Origin of the sequence: Janthinobacterium violaceinigrum, from assembly GCF_009208555.1 — a bacterium.
Classification (GTDB): domain Bacteria; phylum Pseudomonadota; class Gammaproteobacteria; order Burkholderiales; family Burkholderiaceae_D; genus Janthinobacterium; species Janthinobacterium violaceinigrum.
The window spans coordinates 158,647-176,244 of the sequence record NZ_WFLI01000007.1; the positions used below are offsets into that span (position 1 = coordinate 158,647).

11 protein-coding genes are annotated in these 17,598 nt (G+C 64.2%); 1 reads left to right on the forward strand and 10 read right to left on the reverse strand.

All coding sequences use genetic code 11. The annotated features are described in order from the left end of the window. Window positions 1-121 precede the first annotated feature (121 nt). The 6 genes from GCN75_RS08580 to GCN75_RS08605 all read right to left on the reverse strand — a co-directional run bounded on the left by GCN75_RS08580 (window position 122) and on the right by GCN75_RS08605 (window position 9,147). Window positions 122-2,071, reverse strand: coding sequence for a S9 family peptidase (locus tag GCN75_RS08580; RefSeq protein WP_226941201.1), 1,950 nt, complete (start codon window positions 2,069-2,071; stop codon window positions 122-124). A 67-nt stretch (window positions 2,072-2,138) separates the two neighbouring features. Continuing rightward, a complete protein-coding gene (locus tag GCN75_RS08585; RefSeq protein ID WP_099666227.1) occupies window positions 2,139-3,611 on the reverse strand; it encodes an amino acid permease in 1,473 nt (490 codons plus the stop codon). Between the two features lie 419 nt (window positions 3,612-4,030). After that, window positions 4,031-5,461, reverse strand: coding sequence for an amino acid permease (locus GCN75_RS08590; RefSeq protein ID WP_152282174.1), 1,431 nt, complete (start codon window positions 5,459-5,461; stop codon window positions 4,031-4,033). Window positions 5,462-5,577: 116 nt separating this feature from the next. Then, a complete protein-coding gene (locus GCN75_RS08595; protein WP_070254760.1) occupies window positions 5,578-6,036 on the reverse strand; it encodes a RidA family protein in 459 nt (152 codons plus the stop codon). A gap of 254 nt (window positions 6,037-6,290) precedes the next feature. Then, window positions 6,291-7,874 (reverse strand): ABC-F family ATP-binding cassette domain-containing protein, encoded by a 1,584-nt coding sequence (locus GCN75_RS08600; protein ID WP_152282175.1) that lies wholly within the window; start codon window positions 7,872-7,874, stop codon window positions 6,291-6,293. A gap of 160 nt (window positions 7,875-8,034) precedes the next feature. Then, window positions 8,035-9,147, reverse strand: a complete 1,113-nt coding sequence (locus GCN75_RS08605; RefSeq protein WP_152282176.1) for an NADH:flavin oxidoreductase/NADH oxidase — start codon at window positions 9,145-9,147, stop codon at window positions 8,035-8,037. Window positions 9,148-9,321: 174 nt separating this feature from the next. Between GCN75_RS08605 and GCN75_RS08610 the strand changes: the two genes are divergently transcribed. Continuing rightward, window positions 9,322-9,885, forward strand: coding sequence for a glycine zipper 2TM domain-containing protein (locus tag GCN75_RS08610; protein ID WP_152282177.1), 564 nt, complete (start codon window positions 9,322-9,324; stop codon window positions 9,883-9,885). 108 nt (window positions 9,886-9,993) lie between these two features. Here the strand turns inward: GCN75_RS08610 and GCN75_RS08615 are convergent, their stop codons facing one another. The 4 genes from GCN75_RS08615 to GCN75_RS08630 all read right to left on the reverse strand — a co-directional run bounded on the left by GCN75_RS08615 (window position 9,994) and on the right by GCN75_RS08630 (window position 17,487). Further along, entirely contained in the window at window positions 9,994-10,503 is a 510-nt protein-coding gene (locus tag GCN75_RS08615; protein ID WP_152282178.1) for a DUF1993 domain-containing protein, read from the reverse strand. A gap of 109 nt (window positions 10,504-10,612) precedes the next feature. Next, window positions 10,613-11,587: a DUF2167 domain-containing protein gene (locus tag GCN75_RS08620; protein WP_152282179.1), complete on the reverse strand. Its 975-nt coding sequence runs from the start codon at window positions 11,585-11,587 to the stop codon at window positions 10,613-10,615. A 147-nt stretch (window positions 11,588-11,734) separates the two neighbouring features. Further along, window positions 11,735-12,760 carry a succinylglutamate desuccinylase gene (locus GCN75_RS08625; RefSeq protein WP_152282180.1) on the reverse strand — a complete coding sequence of 342 codons (1,026 nt, stop codon included), beginning with the start codon at window positions 12,758-12,760 and terminating at the stop codon, window positions 11,735-11,737. Further along, window positions 12,760-17,487, reverse strand: a complete 4,728-nt coding sequence (locus GCN75_RS08630; protein ID WP_152282181.1) for an NAD-glutamate dehydrogenase domain-containing protein — start codon at window positions 17,485-17,487, stop codon at window positions 12,760-12,762. The genes GCN75_RS08625 and GCN75_RS08630 overlap by 1 nt, the downstream gene beginning before the upstream one ends. Between the last annotated feature and the right edge of the window lie 111 nt (window positions 17,488-17,598).

Here is a 17,598-nt window from a genome sequence, read left to right on the forward strand (position 1 = left end):
TCCATGGCGTTGTTGCCGCGCCTCGTCGTACATTCGTACTGCCTTCGGCACGGCGCCTAGCCCTGAACATTTTGTCAGCCGCGTTATCCAGGGTGGCCTGCCTGCGGCAGGCCACCAATGACTACTTCAGATACCGTTCAAACCAGCCGACGGTACGCTGCTGCAAGTCGCGCTGATGCTCGGGCTTGCGGAAGGAATGACCTTCGCCATCGTAGATGAACAGGCTGGACGGCACGCCCATGGCACGCAAGCCGTGCCAGAATTCCAGCGACTGGGCGGCCGGCGTTTCCACGTCGCGCTCACCCACGTAGATCAGGGTCGGCGTCTTTGCCGCCTTGATCGATTCGATGGGCGACGCCTTGCGGTAGACGGCCGGGTTGTCATACGCGGACGCGCCGAAGAACGGGATCATCCACTGGTTGATGCCGTTCTGGCCGTAATAGCTGATCCAGTTCGACACGCCCGCGCCCGCCACGGCCGCCTTGAAACGGTCGCTGTGCGTGACGCCCCACATGGTCATGAAACCGCCATACGAATGGCCGATCAGGCCCAGGCGCTGGCCGTCGACGGGCGCCACTTTTTCCACCGCATTGATGCCGGCCAGGATGTCGCGCCAGTCGCCGCCGCCAAAGTCGGCCATGTTGGCACGCGTAAATGCCTGGCCCTGGCCGAAGCTGCCGCGGGGATTGGGCAGGAAGACGAAATAGCCTTTTTGCGTCAATTCGCGGATCAGGGTGCTTGCCGCCACATAACGGGGCGAGGCCGCGGCGCCGGGCCCGCCATGCACGTTGACGATCATCGGGTAGCGCTTGCCGGCCTCCACCGACAACGGTCCCAGCAGCCAGCCTTGCACCTTGTATTGTTCGTTGTTCCAGCCCACGTTTTGCACCGTCAGCTGCGGCGCAAAACCGTCATTATCGCGCGTGATTTTTTTCAGCTGGCCCACCGGTCCCGCCACCAGGTAGCTGGCGTGCGTAAAGTCTTCCTGCGCGGCAGCGGCGTGCCGGCCATCGGCGCTGAATGACAAGCGGCCGTCGCTGCCGCTGCTGCTGAGCTCACCGAGCATCACCGGCTGGGCCGGACCGGCTTGCGCATCGACAGGCACCAGCGCCAGCTGGGAATCGATCAGTGCGGTCGCCAGCAAGCCGGCGCCGCGCCAGACGACGCCATTGAAGGTGCCGCGATAGTCTGGCGTGAGATTGCGCGGCGTGCCGCCGGCCAGGGGGACCGTGTACAGGTCGCCGCCGATGGAGCCGAAATCGCTCATCAGGCCGCCGATGAAGACCACCGTCTTGCCGTCCGGCGAGACCGAGGGCAGGTTCAGCTGCATGGCCGGCGACGCGATCACGCGCAGCGCGCCCGTGGCCCCATCAATATGGCTGAGCTTGGCAACCCACCAGTTGCTGTCGCCATTGCCCTGCGCGCTCGTGGCAACAAAGCCACGGCCATCGGGCGTCCAGTTGTATTCATACACATAGGTATCGCTGGGCGACAGCAGACGCGGCTCACCGCCGCTGACAGGCACGACGGCGATGCGCTGGGCATCGTCTTCGCTGCCCACTTCGCCCACCTGACGCGCGCCCGCCTCGACGGCGCCGGCCAGCTTGCGCGCGCCCACCGTCGCGAGCAGGGCCAGCTGCTTGCCATCGGGCGACCAGCGCGCCGTACTGGCCACACCTTTGATGCTCGTCAATATCTGGGCTTGCGCCTGTGTCATCGTGGCCAGGTACAGATGCGCCATGCCCGCCTTGGCATCGTAGCCAACAAAGGCCAGCTGCCTGCCGTCCGGCGACCAGCTGGGCTTGTCGTACGAGCACACGGCGCAAGGGTCGAATTGCTGGACGATGGCGCCGTTGGCAGCGTCGCGCACGACGATGGCCGCATGCGGGCGCTGCGGCTGTTCACCGGCCTTGCTCGACTCGATGGCGGCAATGCGCTGGCCATTGGCCGACAGGGCAACGGCGCGGTAGTCGCGCAACGCCGGCTCGGCTGCAGGAGCAGCGTGCGCCGTGGTGCCCAGAAGGCTGCTTGCCAGCAAGCCGCATGCGGCCAGATCAGTTATTTTCATCATGTAAATTCCAGTTAAGAATAAAAAAAACCGCCGGCAAGCGCGGCGGTTTCGGATGGAACAGACTGCATCAGCGGGCCTTCTTGCCCAAGTGCGAATGCCGCATGCTGTACAAGAAATAAATGGCCACGGTCACCGCCATCCACACGCTGAATACGACAAACGTCGTATGCGGCAAATCGCGCATGATGTACAGGCAAGCGAGCACGCTGAGGCCAGGAATCACATACGGCCCGAACGGCACGCTGAAGCCTTCGATGCGGTTGGCGCCCTGCTTGTGACGCAGCACGGGCACGGCAATCGACACCACCATGAACGCGGTCAGGGTGCCGATGCTGACCATGTCCCACAGGTAAGTGGCATCGACGGAGCCCGCCACCACGGCCACCACCAGGCAAACGATGATGGTATTGCTGACCGGCACCAGGGTGCGCGGATGAATCTTCTGGAACGACTTCGGGATCAGGCCGTCGCGGCTGACGGCAAACAGGATGCGCGTCTGGCCGTAGATCGTCACCAGGGTCACGCTGAAGACGGAAATGACGGCGCCAGCCGACAGCACCAGCGCGGGCCAGGTCTTGCCCGTGACGTTTTGCAGGATCACCGCCAGGCCCGCTTCCTGGCCTTCGAACAGCTTGGCCTGCTGCGCGCCCAGGGCGGCCACGGCCACCAGCAGGTAAAACACGGTGACGATCAGCAAGGCGCCGAGGATGCCGCGCGGCACATTGCGCGTGGGATTTTTCACTTCGTCGCCCGCCGTCGCCACCGTATCGAGGCCGATGAAGGAGAAGAAGACGGTGCCGGCCGCAGCCGTCACGCCCGTCATGCCGGCAAAGCCCTTGCTGTTGTCGGCATTAAAGAAGGGGAAGAAATTGTCGGCATTAAAACCGGAAAACGCGATGACGATGAAAAACACGAGGATCGCCAGCTTGATGATGACCATGATGGCGTTCATCAGGGCGGACTCCTTGGCGCCGCGCAGCAGCAGGAAGCCGCACATGCAGATCAGGAAGATGGGCGGCAGGTTGATGTGGCCGGCATGAAACTCCATGCCATGCGGGCCAGAAACGATCATCGGCGTGCGCAGCATCTCGGGAATATGCCAGCCAAAGGCATTTTCCAGGAAATTATTCAGGTAGGACGACCAGCCGATGGCCACGGCACTGCCCGCCAAGCCGTATTCGAGCAGCAGGCAGGCGGCCATGATGAAGGCCAGGAACTCGCCCACGGTGGCGTAGGCAAACGAATACGAGGAGCCGGAAGCGGGAATGCGGAACGACAATTCCGCATAGCACAAGGCCGTCAAACCGGCCGTGATGGCGGCGATCAAAAAGGACAGGACGACCGACGGGCCGGCCTTGGGCACGGCTTCGACCATGGTAAAGAAAATGCCCGTGCCGATGGTGGCACCGACGCCGATCATGGTGAGGGAAAACAGGCCGATGGACCGGCTCAAGCCACTGCTGCTGAGGCCTTCACCATATTCGACCGTGGTATCGATCGGCTTGGTGCGGCAAAGTTTCTGGACCAGGGTTTGGCTCACTAGCATTCCTTTATGAGGCATGCACTTGAACACCTGCCAAAACCTACTGCGCGTCGTGATTTGCGGCCTGCGATGCTCACTGTGCATTCGCACAGCTGCGCTTCTTAGCCACAACTCGCATCCGCTCGCTACGGTTTTGTCAGGTGTCGTTCGAAACATGACGGGTAAAAACACTTAAAAATGGCGCTCCGGCCCTACCTGGCAAAAAACCGGAAAGATCGCGTCCATTTTCAAAACTAAGCGATTATAGGGCTTTCATCGGCTCAGCTAAACAGAAGTTTGATGCAAGGAAACAACGCCAGGCGTGCGCCATCAAACGCGCACTGGCGCTAGCGCTGCATGGAATTGCCAATATGAAAGAAAAAGCGCGCCGCTGCAAGAGCAGGGGCGCGCTTTTGATTCAGCTCAACTACGCCGAATTACTTTTTACCGTGCGGCACATCGGCCGGCGGCCAGCCTGCTTCGTAGCCTTGCGGCACGTCGTCGCGGCGTTCTTTCGGCGCCAGGCCCAGCACGTAGTACAGCACCGTCAGCAGGATCAGCCAGGCAGGCCCCACCATCAGGGCGATGCGCGTATCGGGGAAATACGCCATCAAGCCGATCACCAGCGCCAGGAAAGCCAGCGAAATCCAGGAACCGTAGGGCGCGAACGGCATGCGGAAGGCCAGGTTCTTGATTTCCAGCGGCGTCAAGGTCTTGCGGAACTGGATCTGCGTGACGAGGATCACGCCCCAGGTCCAGACGGCGCCGAAGGTAGAAATCGAGGTGACCCAGATAAACACTTTTTCCGGCACCAGGTAGTTCAGCAGCACGCCCAGCAGCAGCGCAAACACGGACACCAGGATGGCGCGGCGCGGCACGCCGCTGGCCGTGGTTTCCGCAAACGCCTTCGGCGCCTGGCCTTGCTGCGCCAGGTTGTACAGCATGCGGCCCGTGCTGAAGATGCCGCCATTGCACGAGGACAAGGCTGCCGTCAGCACGACGAAGTTGATGATGCCCGCTGCCGTCTTGATGCCCAGGCGTTCGAACGTCATCACGAACGGGCTGCCCGAGGTACCGATTTCATTCCATGGATAGATCGACAGGATGACGAACAAGGCGCCGACATAGAAAATCAGGATGCGCCAGAACACGGAATTGATAGCGTCGGGAATCGATTTCTTCGGGTTCGCCGCTTCGCCGGCCGTCAGGCCGATCATTTCCACGCCCAGGTAGGCAAACATCACCATCTGCAAGGACATCAGCACGCCCTGCGCGCCGTTCGGGAAGAACCCGCCATGCGTCCACAGGTTCGAGATGCCGATGGCCACGCCGCCGTTGCCGAAACCGAAGATGATCATGCCCGTGCCGCCGACGATCATCAGGATGATGGTGACGACCTTGATCAGGGCAAACCAGAATTCGAACTCGCCATACGCTTTCACGGCCAGCAGATTGATCGCGCCCATGGAACCCAAGGCCGCCAGGGCCCAGATCCAGCGCGGCACGTCGGGGAACCAGATGCCCATGTAGATGGCGACGGCGGTAATTTCGGCCACGCATGTGACCAGCCACAGGAACCAGTAATTCCAGCCCGTCAGATAGCCTTGCAGCGGTCCCAAGTAATCCTGGGCGTAGCGGCTGAAGGAACCGGCCACGGGATTGTGCACGGCCATTTCACCCAGCGCGCGCATGATCATGAAGATGACCGCGCCACCGATGATGTAGGACAGCATGATGCCGGGACCGGCCATCTTGATGGCGTTGCCGGAACCCAGAAACAGGCCCACGCCAATCGCGGCGCCCAGCGCCATCAGGCGGATCTGCCGCTCGCCCAGGCCTCGGTGCAAGCCTTGTTCACTCGTTTTCATTACGTGTCTCCGTTTTTTTCTTGAATACACCGATCCCTCCACCCAATGGCGGTTCCGCTCTTGCTGGAAGGGAAGGAAACGGTGAGCCGGCGGCAATCGCCGGCATGCTCAGACGATCAGGCCAGTTCGGCGATCAGTTCGATCTCGACGCAAGCGCCCAGCGGGATTTGCGCCACGCCGAAGGCGGAGCGCGCATGCTTGCCGCTGTCGCCGAAGACTTCGACGAACAGTTCCGAGGCGCCATTGGTGACCAGGTGCTGTTCCGTGAATGTGGAGGTGGAATTGACCAGGCTCATGACCTTGACGATGCGCTTGACCTTGTTCAAGTCGCCGCCGCACGCGTCTTGCAGGGTAGCGATCAGTTCGATGGCGATGCCGCGCGCAGCGATCTTGCCTTCTTCCGTGGTGACGTCCTTGCCCAGCTGGCCGACCCAGACCTTGCCATCCTTCTTGGCCAGGTGGCCGGACAGGAAGACGGTATTGCCCGTGCGGGCATGCATCACATAAGCGGCAGCTGGCGCAGCAACGACTGGCAGTTCGATGTTGAGGGCTTTGAGTTTTTCGTAAAACGACATGCTATTTCTCCAAGAAAACAATATAAACGAAACCGAAATTCATGAGCGGCAGGGCAAGGACGGCGTCGCCCTGGCAGCGCGGCAGTGACCGACAACAGTGCCAGATTAAACGTCATCATATTGGTGAACCAGCAGTTTTAGTTCACAAATAGGCCCGGTTATTCAGTGGATTATACCGACAATCAAACAAAATTCAGCATCGGTTCATGAAGCATGCTCTCCAGGCATCGAGCGTGTATTTTTTCATTCAATTATCATTTATGCAATGTCAAGCCCTCCGGGTCAAGGTTTATCGCTTCCAGAAATAGCCGGTCATGCGAAACCACAAGTAACGCCCCCTGATATTGCAGCAGCATCTGCTCGAGCGCCTGCAGGCTGGCCAGGTCCAGGTGATTGTCCGGTTCGTCGAGCAGCAGCAACTGAGGCGGCGCCTGCGCATACAGTTCGGCCGCCAGCGCCACCTTCATGCGTTCGCCCCCGCTGAGCAAATGGCTGGGCATGGTGGCGCGCGCGCCGGCAATGCCCAGCAGCGCCAGCCGCGTGCGCAAGTCCCCTTCCGCCAGGATGCTATTGCGAGCCTGCAAGCGCTGCACGGCGCTGCGGTCTCCTTCGCGCGCGCCCGCATGCTGGTCCAGCCAGGCGATCCTGGCATGGCATTGCACGGTGCCGCCGGCGGGCGCCAGTTGCCCGGCGATCACGCGCAGCAGGGTCGACTTGCCGCTGCCATTGTCTCCCGTCACGGCCAGGCGGCGCGGCCCGCTCAGTACCAGGTTGAGGGCATGCGCCTGGCCATGCGGCAAGACCACGTCGCGCAATGCCAGGATCAACTTGCCGTTCGGCACAGCGCTGTCGGGCGCCAGCAGCAGCCGCTCGGCCTCGGGCGCGCAGCGGGCGCTGGCGTCCATTACCCGTTGCTGGCGCGCCTGCTGCGCTTCCTGCGCGCGCACGCGCAGCTTGCCCTGGCTATCCTGGCTTTTCTCCTTTTTCGCATCCAGCAAGAGCTTGCTTTGATTGCCTTCCCGGCCCTCGCGCTCGCCACGTCCCACGCGGCGCTGCTGGCGCTCGGCCTGCTGCTGCGCTTCGCGCTGTTCGCGTCGGGCGCCGGCCTTTTCCGCCTGCAAGGCAGCAGCGTAGCCGGCCTGCTCCAGCGCGCGCTGTTGGGCATACCAGGAATAATTGCCGCCATAGCTGCGCAAACCCTGCGGCGACAATTCGGCGACGGCATCGACGTGCTCCAGCAGCGCGCGGTCATGGCTGATCAGCAGCAAGCCGCCGGACCAGCGCGCCATCTGCGCCACCAAGCGGGCGCGCTGCTGCGCATCGAGATGGTTGCTCGGTTCATCGAGCACCAGCCAGTCCGCCTGCGACAGCCAGGCGCCCTGCAAGGCGATGCGCTGGCGTTCGCCGCCGCTGAGGCTAGCCGTGGGCGTGTCCGCGTCGACATGGCGCAGATCGAGCGCATCGAGCGCCTGGCGCAAACGGGCCGGGGCATCCCAGCGCTCGCCCACCAAGGCGTAGTCGGCTTCGTCGATGCTGCCGGCGGCGATGCGCGCCAGCGCAACCAGCAAGCCCTCCATGCCGGCGAGCGCCGCCACGGTAGGATAGTGTTGCGGATCGAGTTCCTGCGCCACGTAATGCACGCTGCCGTCGCAGCGCACGGCGCCGCCCGATGGCTGCTCCTGGCCCGCCAGCAGGCGCGCCAGCACGCTCTTGCCCACGCCGTTATCGCCGACGAGGCCGATACGTTGCGGGGCAAAGGAAAATTGCAAATCGGAAAACAGCACCCGGCCATCGGGCAAGGCATGGGACAGACGGTCGAGTTGTAGTAATGCGGGCATGGATACTCCTGGTACGTGCAGACAGGGCTGGCGAACCCGCGCGGCGCAAGGCGCCGTGGCGGGAAGGGCGAGGCCGTGCACAGCACGGCAGTATCAATGGCGCATGTCGAAGCGTCCTGGAGAAAGGGGAAGAAGCGTCAGTGTAGCAGAGACAGCCGGTTCAGCGCTGGCCCAGGCTCGTGTCGCCGAACAGGTTCTTGTACTCGCGCGGCTGCGAACGCCAGTACTGGGGCGGCGCCTGCACCTGTGCGCCCAGCTGGGCCGCCGCATGCCAGGGCCAGCGCGGGTCGAACAGGATGGCGCGCGCCAGCGCCACCATGTCGGACTGGCCGTTGGCAACGATGTCTTCCGCCTGCTGCGCTTCCGTGATCAAGCCCACGCTGATGGTGGGCAAGCCGCTGTCGCGCTTGATGCGTTCGGCAAACGCCACCTGGTAGCCAGGCCCCACGGGGATTTGCTGCTGAGGCGAAATGCCGCCGCTGGAGACGTGGATGAAGTCGGCGCCCAGCTGCTTGAGTTCCTGCGCGAAGCGCACGCTTTGCTCGATCTCCCATCCGCCGTCGACCCAGTCGGTGGCGGAAATGCGCACGCCCACGGCCACGCTGGCGGGCACGGCGGCGCGCACGGCTTCATATACTTCCAGCGGAAAACGCATGCGGTTTTCCAGGCTGCCGCCATACGCATCGGTGCGCTGATTCGACAGGGGCGACAGGAACTGGTGCAGCAGATAGCCGTGCGCCGCGTGCAGTTCGATGCCTTCGATACCGAGCGCATGCACGCGCTGGGCGGCCGCGACAAAGGCGCCCTTGATTTGCAACAAGCCCATCTCGTCGAGGGCGATCGGCACCGTTTCACCGGGCGCGTGGGCGATGGCCGACGGCGCCACCGTTTGCCAGCCGCCCTCGGCCAGATGCACGCAGGCACCGCCCTGCCAGGGCGCGCGGCTCGACGCCTTGCGTCCCGCATGGCCCAGCTGCACCACCAGCGGCATCGGGGCGTGGCGGCGGATCGCCTGCACCACCTTGCCCAGCGCCGCTTGATTCGCGTCCGACCACAGGCCCAGGTCCTCGGCCGAGATGCGTCCCTCGGGCGAGACGGCCGTCGCTTCCGTCATCAGCAGCCCCGCGCCGGACAGGGCCAGGTGGCCCAGGTGGATCATGTGCCAGTCCGTGGCGTTGCCATTGTCGGCCGAGTACTGGCACATGGGCGCGATGGCGATACGGTTGGCCACTTGCAGCGGCCCCAGTGCATACGGCGTGAATAGCTGGCTCATGGCGGACTCCGGAAAAGGGGAAGCACCGATTCTACTGTGCTTTGGAAAGCGCGGCTTACACCTGCTTACGTTTGATACAGCGCAGGGGCTAGCCTTGCGCAGGCGCGGCCGTTAATCTGGACACATCAACAACACAGCAACACCACCGCAACATATTGCCCCCCAGGAGAACACATGAACACGACGACTACCGCCAACCGCATCCACCCCTTGATGGCCGGCGCCGCCATTTCCGTCACGGTCCTGTGCCTGGTGGGCGCGGCGTCCATCGCCGGCATCCTGCCCAATTCGCGGGCCAACGTGCCTGCCACGCCGGCCATCCCTGCGGACGTGGCGGCGCTGACGCCAGCGAGCGCGGCAGCCCTGGCAGCGCCCGTAGCCGCCCCGCTCGCCGCTCCCGTCGTGGCGCAGGCCACTCCGGCACCGGCGCCGGCCCCCGTCGTGCACAAGCGCGTCGTGCACCACACGCAAGTGGCGCAAGCGCGCCCTGCCTACAACGATAACAACGATGGCTACCGCGACACGGCTTACCGCGAACCCGTGCGCCAGCAGCAGCCGGCACCGGCACCGGCCCAACCCAACTACGTGGGCATCGGCACGGGCGCCGTCATCGGCGGCTTGATCGGCAATCAGGTCGGTGGCGGCCGCGGCAAGGCGCTGGCGACCGTGGCCGGCGTGATCGGCGGCGGCATGCTGGGTAACGCGGTACAGAACCAGGTGCAGCAGCCGCAACGTTAACAAACCTGCTGCGCGTCGGCTTTGCGGCCTGCGATGCTCACTGGGCTTCAGCCCAGTTGGGCTTCTCGGCCGCCCATCATCGCCGCTCGCGACGGTTTTTCAGGCACATCAATCGTAAGGGCCAAGATAGTCGAGCTTGCCCACGGCCACGCCATTGTTTCGCAGGATGGCGTGGACCATGGAGACGTGAAAATAGAAATTGGGCAAGGCAAAACTGAGCAGGTAATCGTCGCCCGAGAATTTCGTGCCTGCATCGGTCCAGTTCAGCACCACTTCCTTCTGCGCGCTGCCCGCCATCTGTCCCGCATTCACGCTGTCGATGTAGGCGATGGTGTTGGCGATGCGCTCTTGCAGCTGCTCGAACGACGTTTCGTTATCGTCGAATTTCGGCGCCGGCACGCCGCTCAGGCGCTCGACCGACATCTTCGACGTGTCGCTGGCGCGCTGCACCTGCGCCGTCAGGTCCAGCATGTCGGGCGCCAGCTGCGCACCCAATAAAATCTCGGGCACAATGCCATCTTCCTCCACATGCGCCTGGCCCTTTTCCAGCAAGGCCGAGACGACTTTCAAGCCGCGGATGAAGACGGGGATGGTTGCCTGATACATGGACACGGACATGGCGCACTCCTGATAATGGACGATGCGCCAGTGTACCCGAGGCTTCGTGTTCCGGCAGCGCGCGCCATGCCGCTCCCGTGCGCCAGCGCACCGAGCGGCCCAATTGCCCTTACTTTTCCAGGTTGACCTTGCCATCCGGCGCATGGCCGGGCTGTTCTGCCGGTTCCGCTTGCGGCAGCGGCTGCGGTGCGGGCTGGTCCTTGCGCTTGCCGCCAAAGAACTTGACGATGGCCGCACCGGCGCCCACGACGGCCAGGATCAGTACTTTCTTGAAGGCCAGCAACAGCGCCAGCAGCTTGCCAAACAGGCCCAGCTTGCTGGCCACGCCGCCCGCCACCAGCGCCGCCAGGCCGTATTCGGCCACCTTGTCCGTCTTGCTGTCGAAATCCGTGTAGCGGTTACCCTCGGTAAATTCCGTGAACGCCGTCACTTGCTGCATTTCTTTCTTGATCGCCTCGATCTGCTGCATGCCGGCAATCGCGTTCAGGTTCAGCACGCCTTCGCGGCCCAGCACGCGCACGTTGTAGTTGAGCGAGTGCTCGCCGCCGTCGACCATCAGGTCCTTGGCCCAGTACAGCTTGTGCGTATCCTTGGCATAGCTGGGTTTTTCCGCCCAGCCCATCAAATGGATGCCGGGATAGCCCTGCTTCTTGCGCTCCGCGTTATGTTCGAGCACGGACGCCTGCATATCCTTGAGCAATTCGTCATATTTGATGCTGTCCGCATCGTCGTCCTTGATGTGCCCTTCCTTTTCATACGTGACGATGACGCCCCAGCTATCGCGCTCGAGTACACTGGTCTTGGCGGGCACGATCATGCCCAGCGACATCATGCCCGGTGGATTGCCCCAGGCATCGACCAGCACGCGCTCGGCGTCCGTCGGCGACAGATAACGGAAGTTGGCAGGCAAGTCCAGGGTGGCGATGCCGCCCGGCAAAGTGATCTTGCCGCGCTGCAAGTGCAACTGGGCGAGGAATTGCTCGGCTGTCATTTCCGGCGCGGAAGCCTTGTCGTCGGCAGGGGCGGCAGCCGTCAGGCCGGAGAGGGTCAGGCACAGCAGGGCTGTCAACAGGCGTTTCAACATGATCGGTCCAAAAAAATTGCAAAGGGTAAATATTTTATATCAATTGATTGCTTAATGGATAATTATTTCCATGCGGAATTTTTTTACAAAAAAAGCGCCAGGCGGGTTTCCCCGGCTGGCGCCTGACGTACGAACACCGTACAGCGATTAAGACACGCGCACCACCATCAGACCGGCGCGCAAGCCCACCCGCACGTCCGGGTTGGGGAACACCACCAGCTCTTCCGCGTGCTGCACCGTGTAGACGTGGTCGCCATCGCTGGCGATCACGGCGTGCTGCGGCAAGGACGTGAAATTCTGCGTGCTGCGATCAAACGCCATGCGGAATTCATCGCTGTGCTTGATGATTTCCTGCGCCACCTTGAACACGTGGGGCGCCGCCTTGACGGGCTGCGCAGGCTGGCCCCGCAACAAGCCGTCCAGCGCCCGCGACACGTCGTCGAACAGGGACAAGTCGTTCTGTCCCAGGGTGCCCACGCGGCCCAGCTCCACCGTGCTGGCGGCCGCGCCGAAGTGCTCGGCCGAATAATAGCTATACGTGCCGGCCGACTGCGGGTTCATGATGATGGCGCCGATGGCCGCCTGGCCCAGCCAGTCGACCAGCTGCGCCTTGGCCTCGTCGGCCACCAGGTCGGGCACGATGGCAAACGTGGGATACACGGAAGGCCGGATGGCCGTGTGCAGATCCAGGTGCCAGCGCACGGGACCGGCCGCGCCGAAGAACGCTGCCGTGGCGGCGATCATTTCATCGGCGCGCGCGCTTTCCGCCGCCTGCGCCAGGCTTCCCCGCACGGGGCGGAACATGCGATTGAGGTCGGCGTCGATGAAACGCTTGCCGGCCCGGATCGCATCGACATTGCCCACGCAAACGAGCAAATCGACGGCCAGCTTCGACGCATCGCGCGACAGGGCGTCGAGCAGATGCGCGAGCACCTCGATCGGCCCCGTTTCGTCGCCATGCACGCCCACCGAGACGGCCACGCTGACGCGGCCCTCTCCCGGCTTGAGCACCTGCAGCATGCCGGGCGCCGGCAAGGCCACCGTGAAACCGGCGTCCGAGAACAGCTGCGCCACGGCGCCGAAATCGGCCTGTGCCAGCGCCTGCACCGCCGGCGGCAAGCCGCCGGTACCCTGCACTGCCTGTGTTACTGCTTGTGTTGCTGCTTGCGTCATTACACCGTCGCTTCCGCGGTAGGTTTCGCCGTGATTTTATTCACGGCTTCCGACAAGGTCCACACGTCCAGCATGGCTTGCTCCAGTTCCGTCGCCGCCACATAGGCCGACAGGCCCAGCGCGCCCGTCACCGCATCGACGGCCTTGCCCGCGTTGCCTTGCTCGGCACGCGCCAGCACCTGCGTCAGCAAACGCTGTTGCGTACGGCGCAGCGCCTGCTGCGCGTAGTTGCGCAACTGTTCCTGCGACTTGCCTTGCGCGGCCAGCTTCAGGCCGCGTTCCAGCGTATCGATGCCCGCCTGGCTGCGCAGGGCCAGGCCCACTTGCAGGAAGGCCGCCAGGTCCATCGAAGCAGGACGCGGCACGGACAGGGCAGGGAACAGGAAGCCGGAGACGACTTCCAGCGCATCGACCGCATCCCACGCCTGCACGAAGGCCGGCTTGAGGCCCGGCACCAGCGCTGCCTCGGACTTGATGCCGACGGCTTGCAGCAGCTCGCGCTTCGATTCCGCGCCAAACAGGCGCGTGAGTTCGGCCAGGCCCGCGCCGCGCAATTGCTCTGCCGGCACGGACAGCACGCCGGCGATCATCGTTTGCTGCAGCACGCGCGTTTGCGCATCGACCTTGATCGACACGGCACGCGGAATCGTCAGGGCATCCGCATCGAGCGCGTCGAACACGGGCGCCAGGTTCAGCGCCACCCAGGCCTGGCCCCAGGCCAGGATCACTGCCGATTCGTCCACGCCATGCTCGGATGCCAGGTTGCGTATCATCAGCGGACCGCAGCGGTTGATCACTTCATTGGCCAGCACGGTCGCCAGGATGGCGTTGGCCAGCGGGTGGTCGAGCGCCGAACGGGTTTCCACCAGCAGGGACGGGAAGTAGGGTTTGAGCACCGGCTCGGCCCACGTTTCGTCCGTCAGCGGCAGCGCGGACAGAATGCGCTTGAAGCGGTTCTTCACGTTGGCGATCACCACCGCCAGTTCCGGCGTGGTCAAGCCACGGCCGTCGGCCTTGCGGCGCGCCAGTTCGGCCACCGAAGGCAATTGCTCCAGCTCGCGCGACAGGGCTCCCTCTTCTTCCAGGCTGGCGATCAGGGCGGCATAGCCATCCTGCACGGCGCTCTCGCCTTGCGCCTGCAACTCGCGCACCAGCAAGTGCGTCTGCTGCGTGTTGTCGCGCAAGACCAGGCGCTCGACGTCGTCCGTCATCGCATACAGCTCGCGGTTGCGGTCGGCTTCCGTCAGCTTGCCCGCATTGACTTCCACGTCCAGCCAGATTTTCACGTTGACTTCATGGTCCGAGCAATCCACGCCAGCCGAGTTGTCGATCGCATCGGTGAAGATGCGTCCGCCCGCCAGCGCGAACTCGATGCGGCCTGCCTGCGTCGCACCCAGATTGCCGCCTTCGGCGACGACCTTCACGCGCAGCTCATTGCCGCTGACGCGGATATGGTCATTCGCGCGGTCCTTCACCTGGGCATGGGTCTCGCTGGAGGCCTTGATGTAGGTGCCGATGCCGCCGTTGTAGAACAGGTCCACGGGCGACTTCAGGATGCGGTGCATCAGTTCTTCGGGCGGCAGCGAGGTCTCGGCGATATCGAGCGCGGCGCGGATTTGCGGCGACAGCTCGATCGTGCGGGCGGAGCGCGGATACACGCCGCCGCCTGCCGAGATCAGCTCCTTGTTGTAGTCGTCCCACGAGGAGCGCGGCAAGGCAAACAGGCGCGCGCGCTCGTCGAACGAGACGGCGACGTCCGGCGTCGGGTCGAGGAAGATGTGGCGGTGGTCGAACGCGGCCACCAGTTTCAGCTGGCGCGACAGCAGTACGCCATTGCCGAACACGTCGCCCGACATGTCGCCCACGCCGACCATGGTGATCGGGGTGGTGTTCAGGTCGTGGTCCATTTCATAGAAATGGCGTTTCACGGCTTCGAACGCGCCCTTGGCGGTGATGCCCAGTTTCTTGTGGTCGTAGCCGTTCGAACCGCCCGAGGCGAACGCGTCGCCCAGCCAGAAACCGCGCTGCACGGCGATACCGTTGGCGATGTCCGAGAAGGTGGCCGTGCCCTTGTCGGCAGCCACCACCAGATACGGGTCGGCGTCGTCGAAGCACACGGTGTCGACGGGCGGGACGATATTGCCCAGCGAGCGGTTGTCCGTCACTTCCAGCAGACTGGAAATGAACAGGCGGTACACGGCTTCGCCTTCGGCCGCGATGGTTTCACGCACGGCGTCCTTCGGCATCATCTTGCAGACAAAGCCGCCCTTCGCGCCGGCCGGCACGATGACGGCATTCTTGACCATCTGCGCCTTCACCAGGCCCAGCACTTCGGTGCGGTAGTCTTCCATGCGGTCGGACCAGCGCAAGCCGCCGCGGGCGACAGGGCCGCCGCGCAGGTGCACGCCTTCGAAGCGGCGCGAGAACACAAAGATCTCGCGGTAAGGACGCGGTTCCGGTACCAGCGCCAGGCTGCTGGTGTCGAACTTGAAGATGATCTTGTCGCCGGCTTGATTGTTCTGGAAGTAGCTGGTGCGCAGGGTGGCGGCCATCAGGTCGGCCAGCGCGCCGAGAATTTCCTCGGTGTCAGCGTGGTTCACGGACGGCAGGCCGGCCTTGATGGTGGCGATGGCTTCCAGGGCGGCAGCATGCTGCGCGTCCGACAGCGACGGATCGAAGCGCTGCAGGAAGGCGTCGACCAGGGCTTTCACGTGGGCCGGCTGCTTGCGCAGGCTTTCGGCAATGTAGCGTACCGAGAAGCGGCTGCCCGTCTGGCGCCAGTAGCTGGTGTAGGCGCGCACCAGCTGCACTTCGCGCGTCGACAGGCCGCCTTCGATGACCAGGCCGTTCAGGCGGCCATCTTCGGCTTCATCGTTGAACAGGGCGGCAAACAGTTCCTGCGCCACGGCGACGACGGATGGCTGCGCCAGTTTCGCCGCGCTGGCGGCATCGACCGTCAGGCTGGTGACGAAATAGCGCGTGCCGTCCAGCGGCGAAATCGAAAATGCCTGCTCGCGGTCGATCGCCACGCCCGCGTTATGCAGCGCCGGCAGGATGGCCGACAGCGGCGGCACCTTGTTGGCCGAATACAGGCGGATGGTGGTGACGGCACCCGTCTCGATGCGCACGGCCACGTGCGATGGATCGGTGTTGCGCAAGATGGTGTCGAGGTCGCGGAAAGCGACGGCCGGCGCGGTAGCGGCCACGTAGTCGAGCGGCAGGGTGGCGCAGAGTTTGCGCAGGCTGGTGCGCAGGGCCACGTCGGGCACGGCGTCGGCCACGGCGGCAAAGCCGTTATGCCAGCCATCGAGCACGCCCAAGAGCGGCTGTTCGATATCCGTTTCCAGGTCCAGCGGGTAGCGGGCGGCGTGGGCGATCAGATAGACGCGCGCCAGGGGGCCGTCGGCCACCAGGGTCTGCGTGCTCACATGCGTGGCGCCGGAACTGGCTTGCAGCGCCTTGGCCAGGCTCGATGCCACGCTGGCGCTGTAGCGCTCGCGCGGCAGGTACACCAGCACGTTCAGGTGGCGCGCGTACACGTCGCGGCGCGCGAAGACCTTGGTGCGCGGCTGCTTGTACAGCGAGACGACGGCGCCGCATACTTGCGCCAGCCAGTCGAGGTCCGCTTCCAGTGCTTCGGTGCGCGGCAGGGATTCGAGGATCTCGCGGAATTTCTCGGCGCGGAAGCCTTGCTGGCGCACGCCGGCCAGGCTCAGTACCTTGGCCACGCGGCCGCGCGCAAAGGGCAGCGCCGCCAGCGGGGTGGAATTGCCGGCGCGGGTAAACAGGCCGACGAAGCAGTGTTCGCCCAGAATGGCGCCTTGCGCATCCGTGTCGCGCACGCCGATGAAATCGAGCTGCTGGTCGCGGTGCAGGGTGCCGGCCACGTCGGCCTTGACGATGGACAGCGCCGATTCGCGCTTGGCCAGGGTATCGAAATCGCCCGGGATATTCGCCAGGCAGGTGCCGTAGACGGGGTGCGCCGTATCCTGCAGCACGCCCACGCGGCTCGGGATGTCGCGTTCCAGTTCGCGCACGCCCGGCTTGACGCGGTAATACGCGTAGCCGAACACTTCAAAGCCGCCGCTGCGGGCCCATTCCAGGAAGGCGGCCACTTCCGCGCCTTCTTCGCCATGCTGGGCGGCGGCCGTGGCGACGGCTGCCAGGCGCTCGCTCATGGCGGCGCTGTCGCGGCGCACGACGGCGGCGTCGCGCGCCACCATGTCGATCGAGGCGACCAGCGCGGCCAGCGCATCGGGCGCCAGTTCTTCATCGAGCAGCACCAGCACGTACGATTCGAGCGGGTCGCCAGGCTGGCGCACCGCTTCCACGCTGCCGTCGGCGGCGCGGCGCACGGGCAGCACGGTATTCATCACGCCGCGCACGGCCAGGTGCTGGCGGCGCATGGCCATGACGATGGAATCGACCAGGTAAGGCATGTCTTCGTTCAGGATCAGCAAGGCGCTCGCCATGCCGCCACGGCCATCCGCATAGCGCAGGGTGGCGATTTGGCAGCCGCTGCCGGTGCGCTTGGCCGCTTGCGTAAAACCGTCGACCAGCACGGGCGCCAGGCTGCCGGGCGCGATGTCGGCCAGGTCTTCGGCGTCAAGCGAGTCCAGCCATGCCTGCACCAGTTGTACGACAGGCGCTGCCGCCTTGTTCGCATTGCCAGCCGCGTTAATCAGCTCCAGCGTTTGTGTACGCAAATCTTGTGGCGTGTGATTCATCTTGCATCTCCATTACGGTAATGTGAATGTCCAACGCTGTCGTTCGGGCTTGTGGCTGGGCGGCAGCGGTGTCAAGAGACGGGGGTCGCCCGTCCAATTCTGTGCTACGGA

Bases quoted from the DNA above. Each gene is read 5' to 3' on its own strand.
- GCN75_RS08630 (WP_152282181.1), bottom strand. From the start codon at position 17,487: ATGAATCACACGCCACAAGATTTGCGTACACAAACGCTGGAGCTGATT.
- GCN75_RS08590 (WP_152282174.1), bottom strand. From the start codon at position 5,461: ATGAAAACGAGTGAACAAGGCTTGCACCGAGGCCTGGGCGAGCGGCAG.
- GCN75_RS08615 (WP_152282178.1), bottom strand. From the start codon at position 10,503: ATGTCCGTGTCCATGTATCAGGCAACCATCCCCGTCTTCATCCGCGGC.
- GCN75_RS08620 (WP_152282179.1), bottom strand. From the start codon at position 11,587: ATGTTGAAACGCCTGTTGACAGCCCTGCTGTGCCTGACCCTCTCCGGC.
- GCN75_RS08595 (WP_070254760.1), bottom strand. From the start codon at position 6,036: ATGTCGTTTTACGAAAAACTCAAAGCCCTCAACATCGAACTGCCAGTC.
- GCN75_RS08580 (WP_226941201.1), bottom strand. From the start codon at position 2,071: ATGATGAAAATAACTGATCTGGCCGCATGCGGCTTGCTGGCAAGCAGC.
- GCN75_RS08600 (WP_152282175.1), bottom strand. From the start codon at position 7,874: ATGCCCGCATTACTACAACTCGACCGTCTGTCCCATGCCTTGCCCGAT.
- GCN75_RS08605 (WP_152282176.1), bottom strand. From the start codon at position 9,147: ATGAGCCAGCTATTCACGCCGTATGCACTGGGGCCGCTGCAAGTGGCC.
- GCN75_RS08625 (WP_152282180.1), bottom strand. From the start codon at position 12,760: ATGACGCAAGCAGCAACACAAGCAGTAACACAGGCAGTGCAGGGTACC.
- GCN75_RS08610 (WP_152282177.1), top strand. From the start codon at position 9,322: ATGAACACGACGACTACCGCCAACCGCATCCACCCCTTGATGGCCGGC.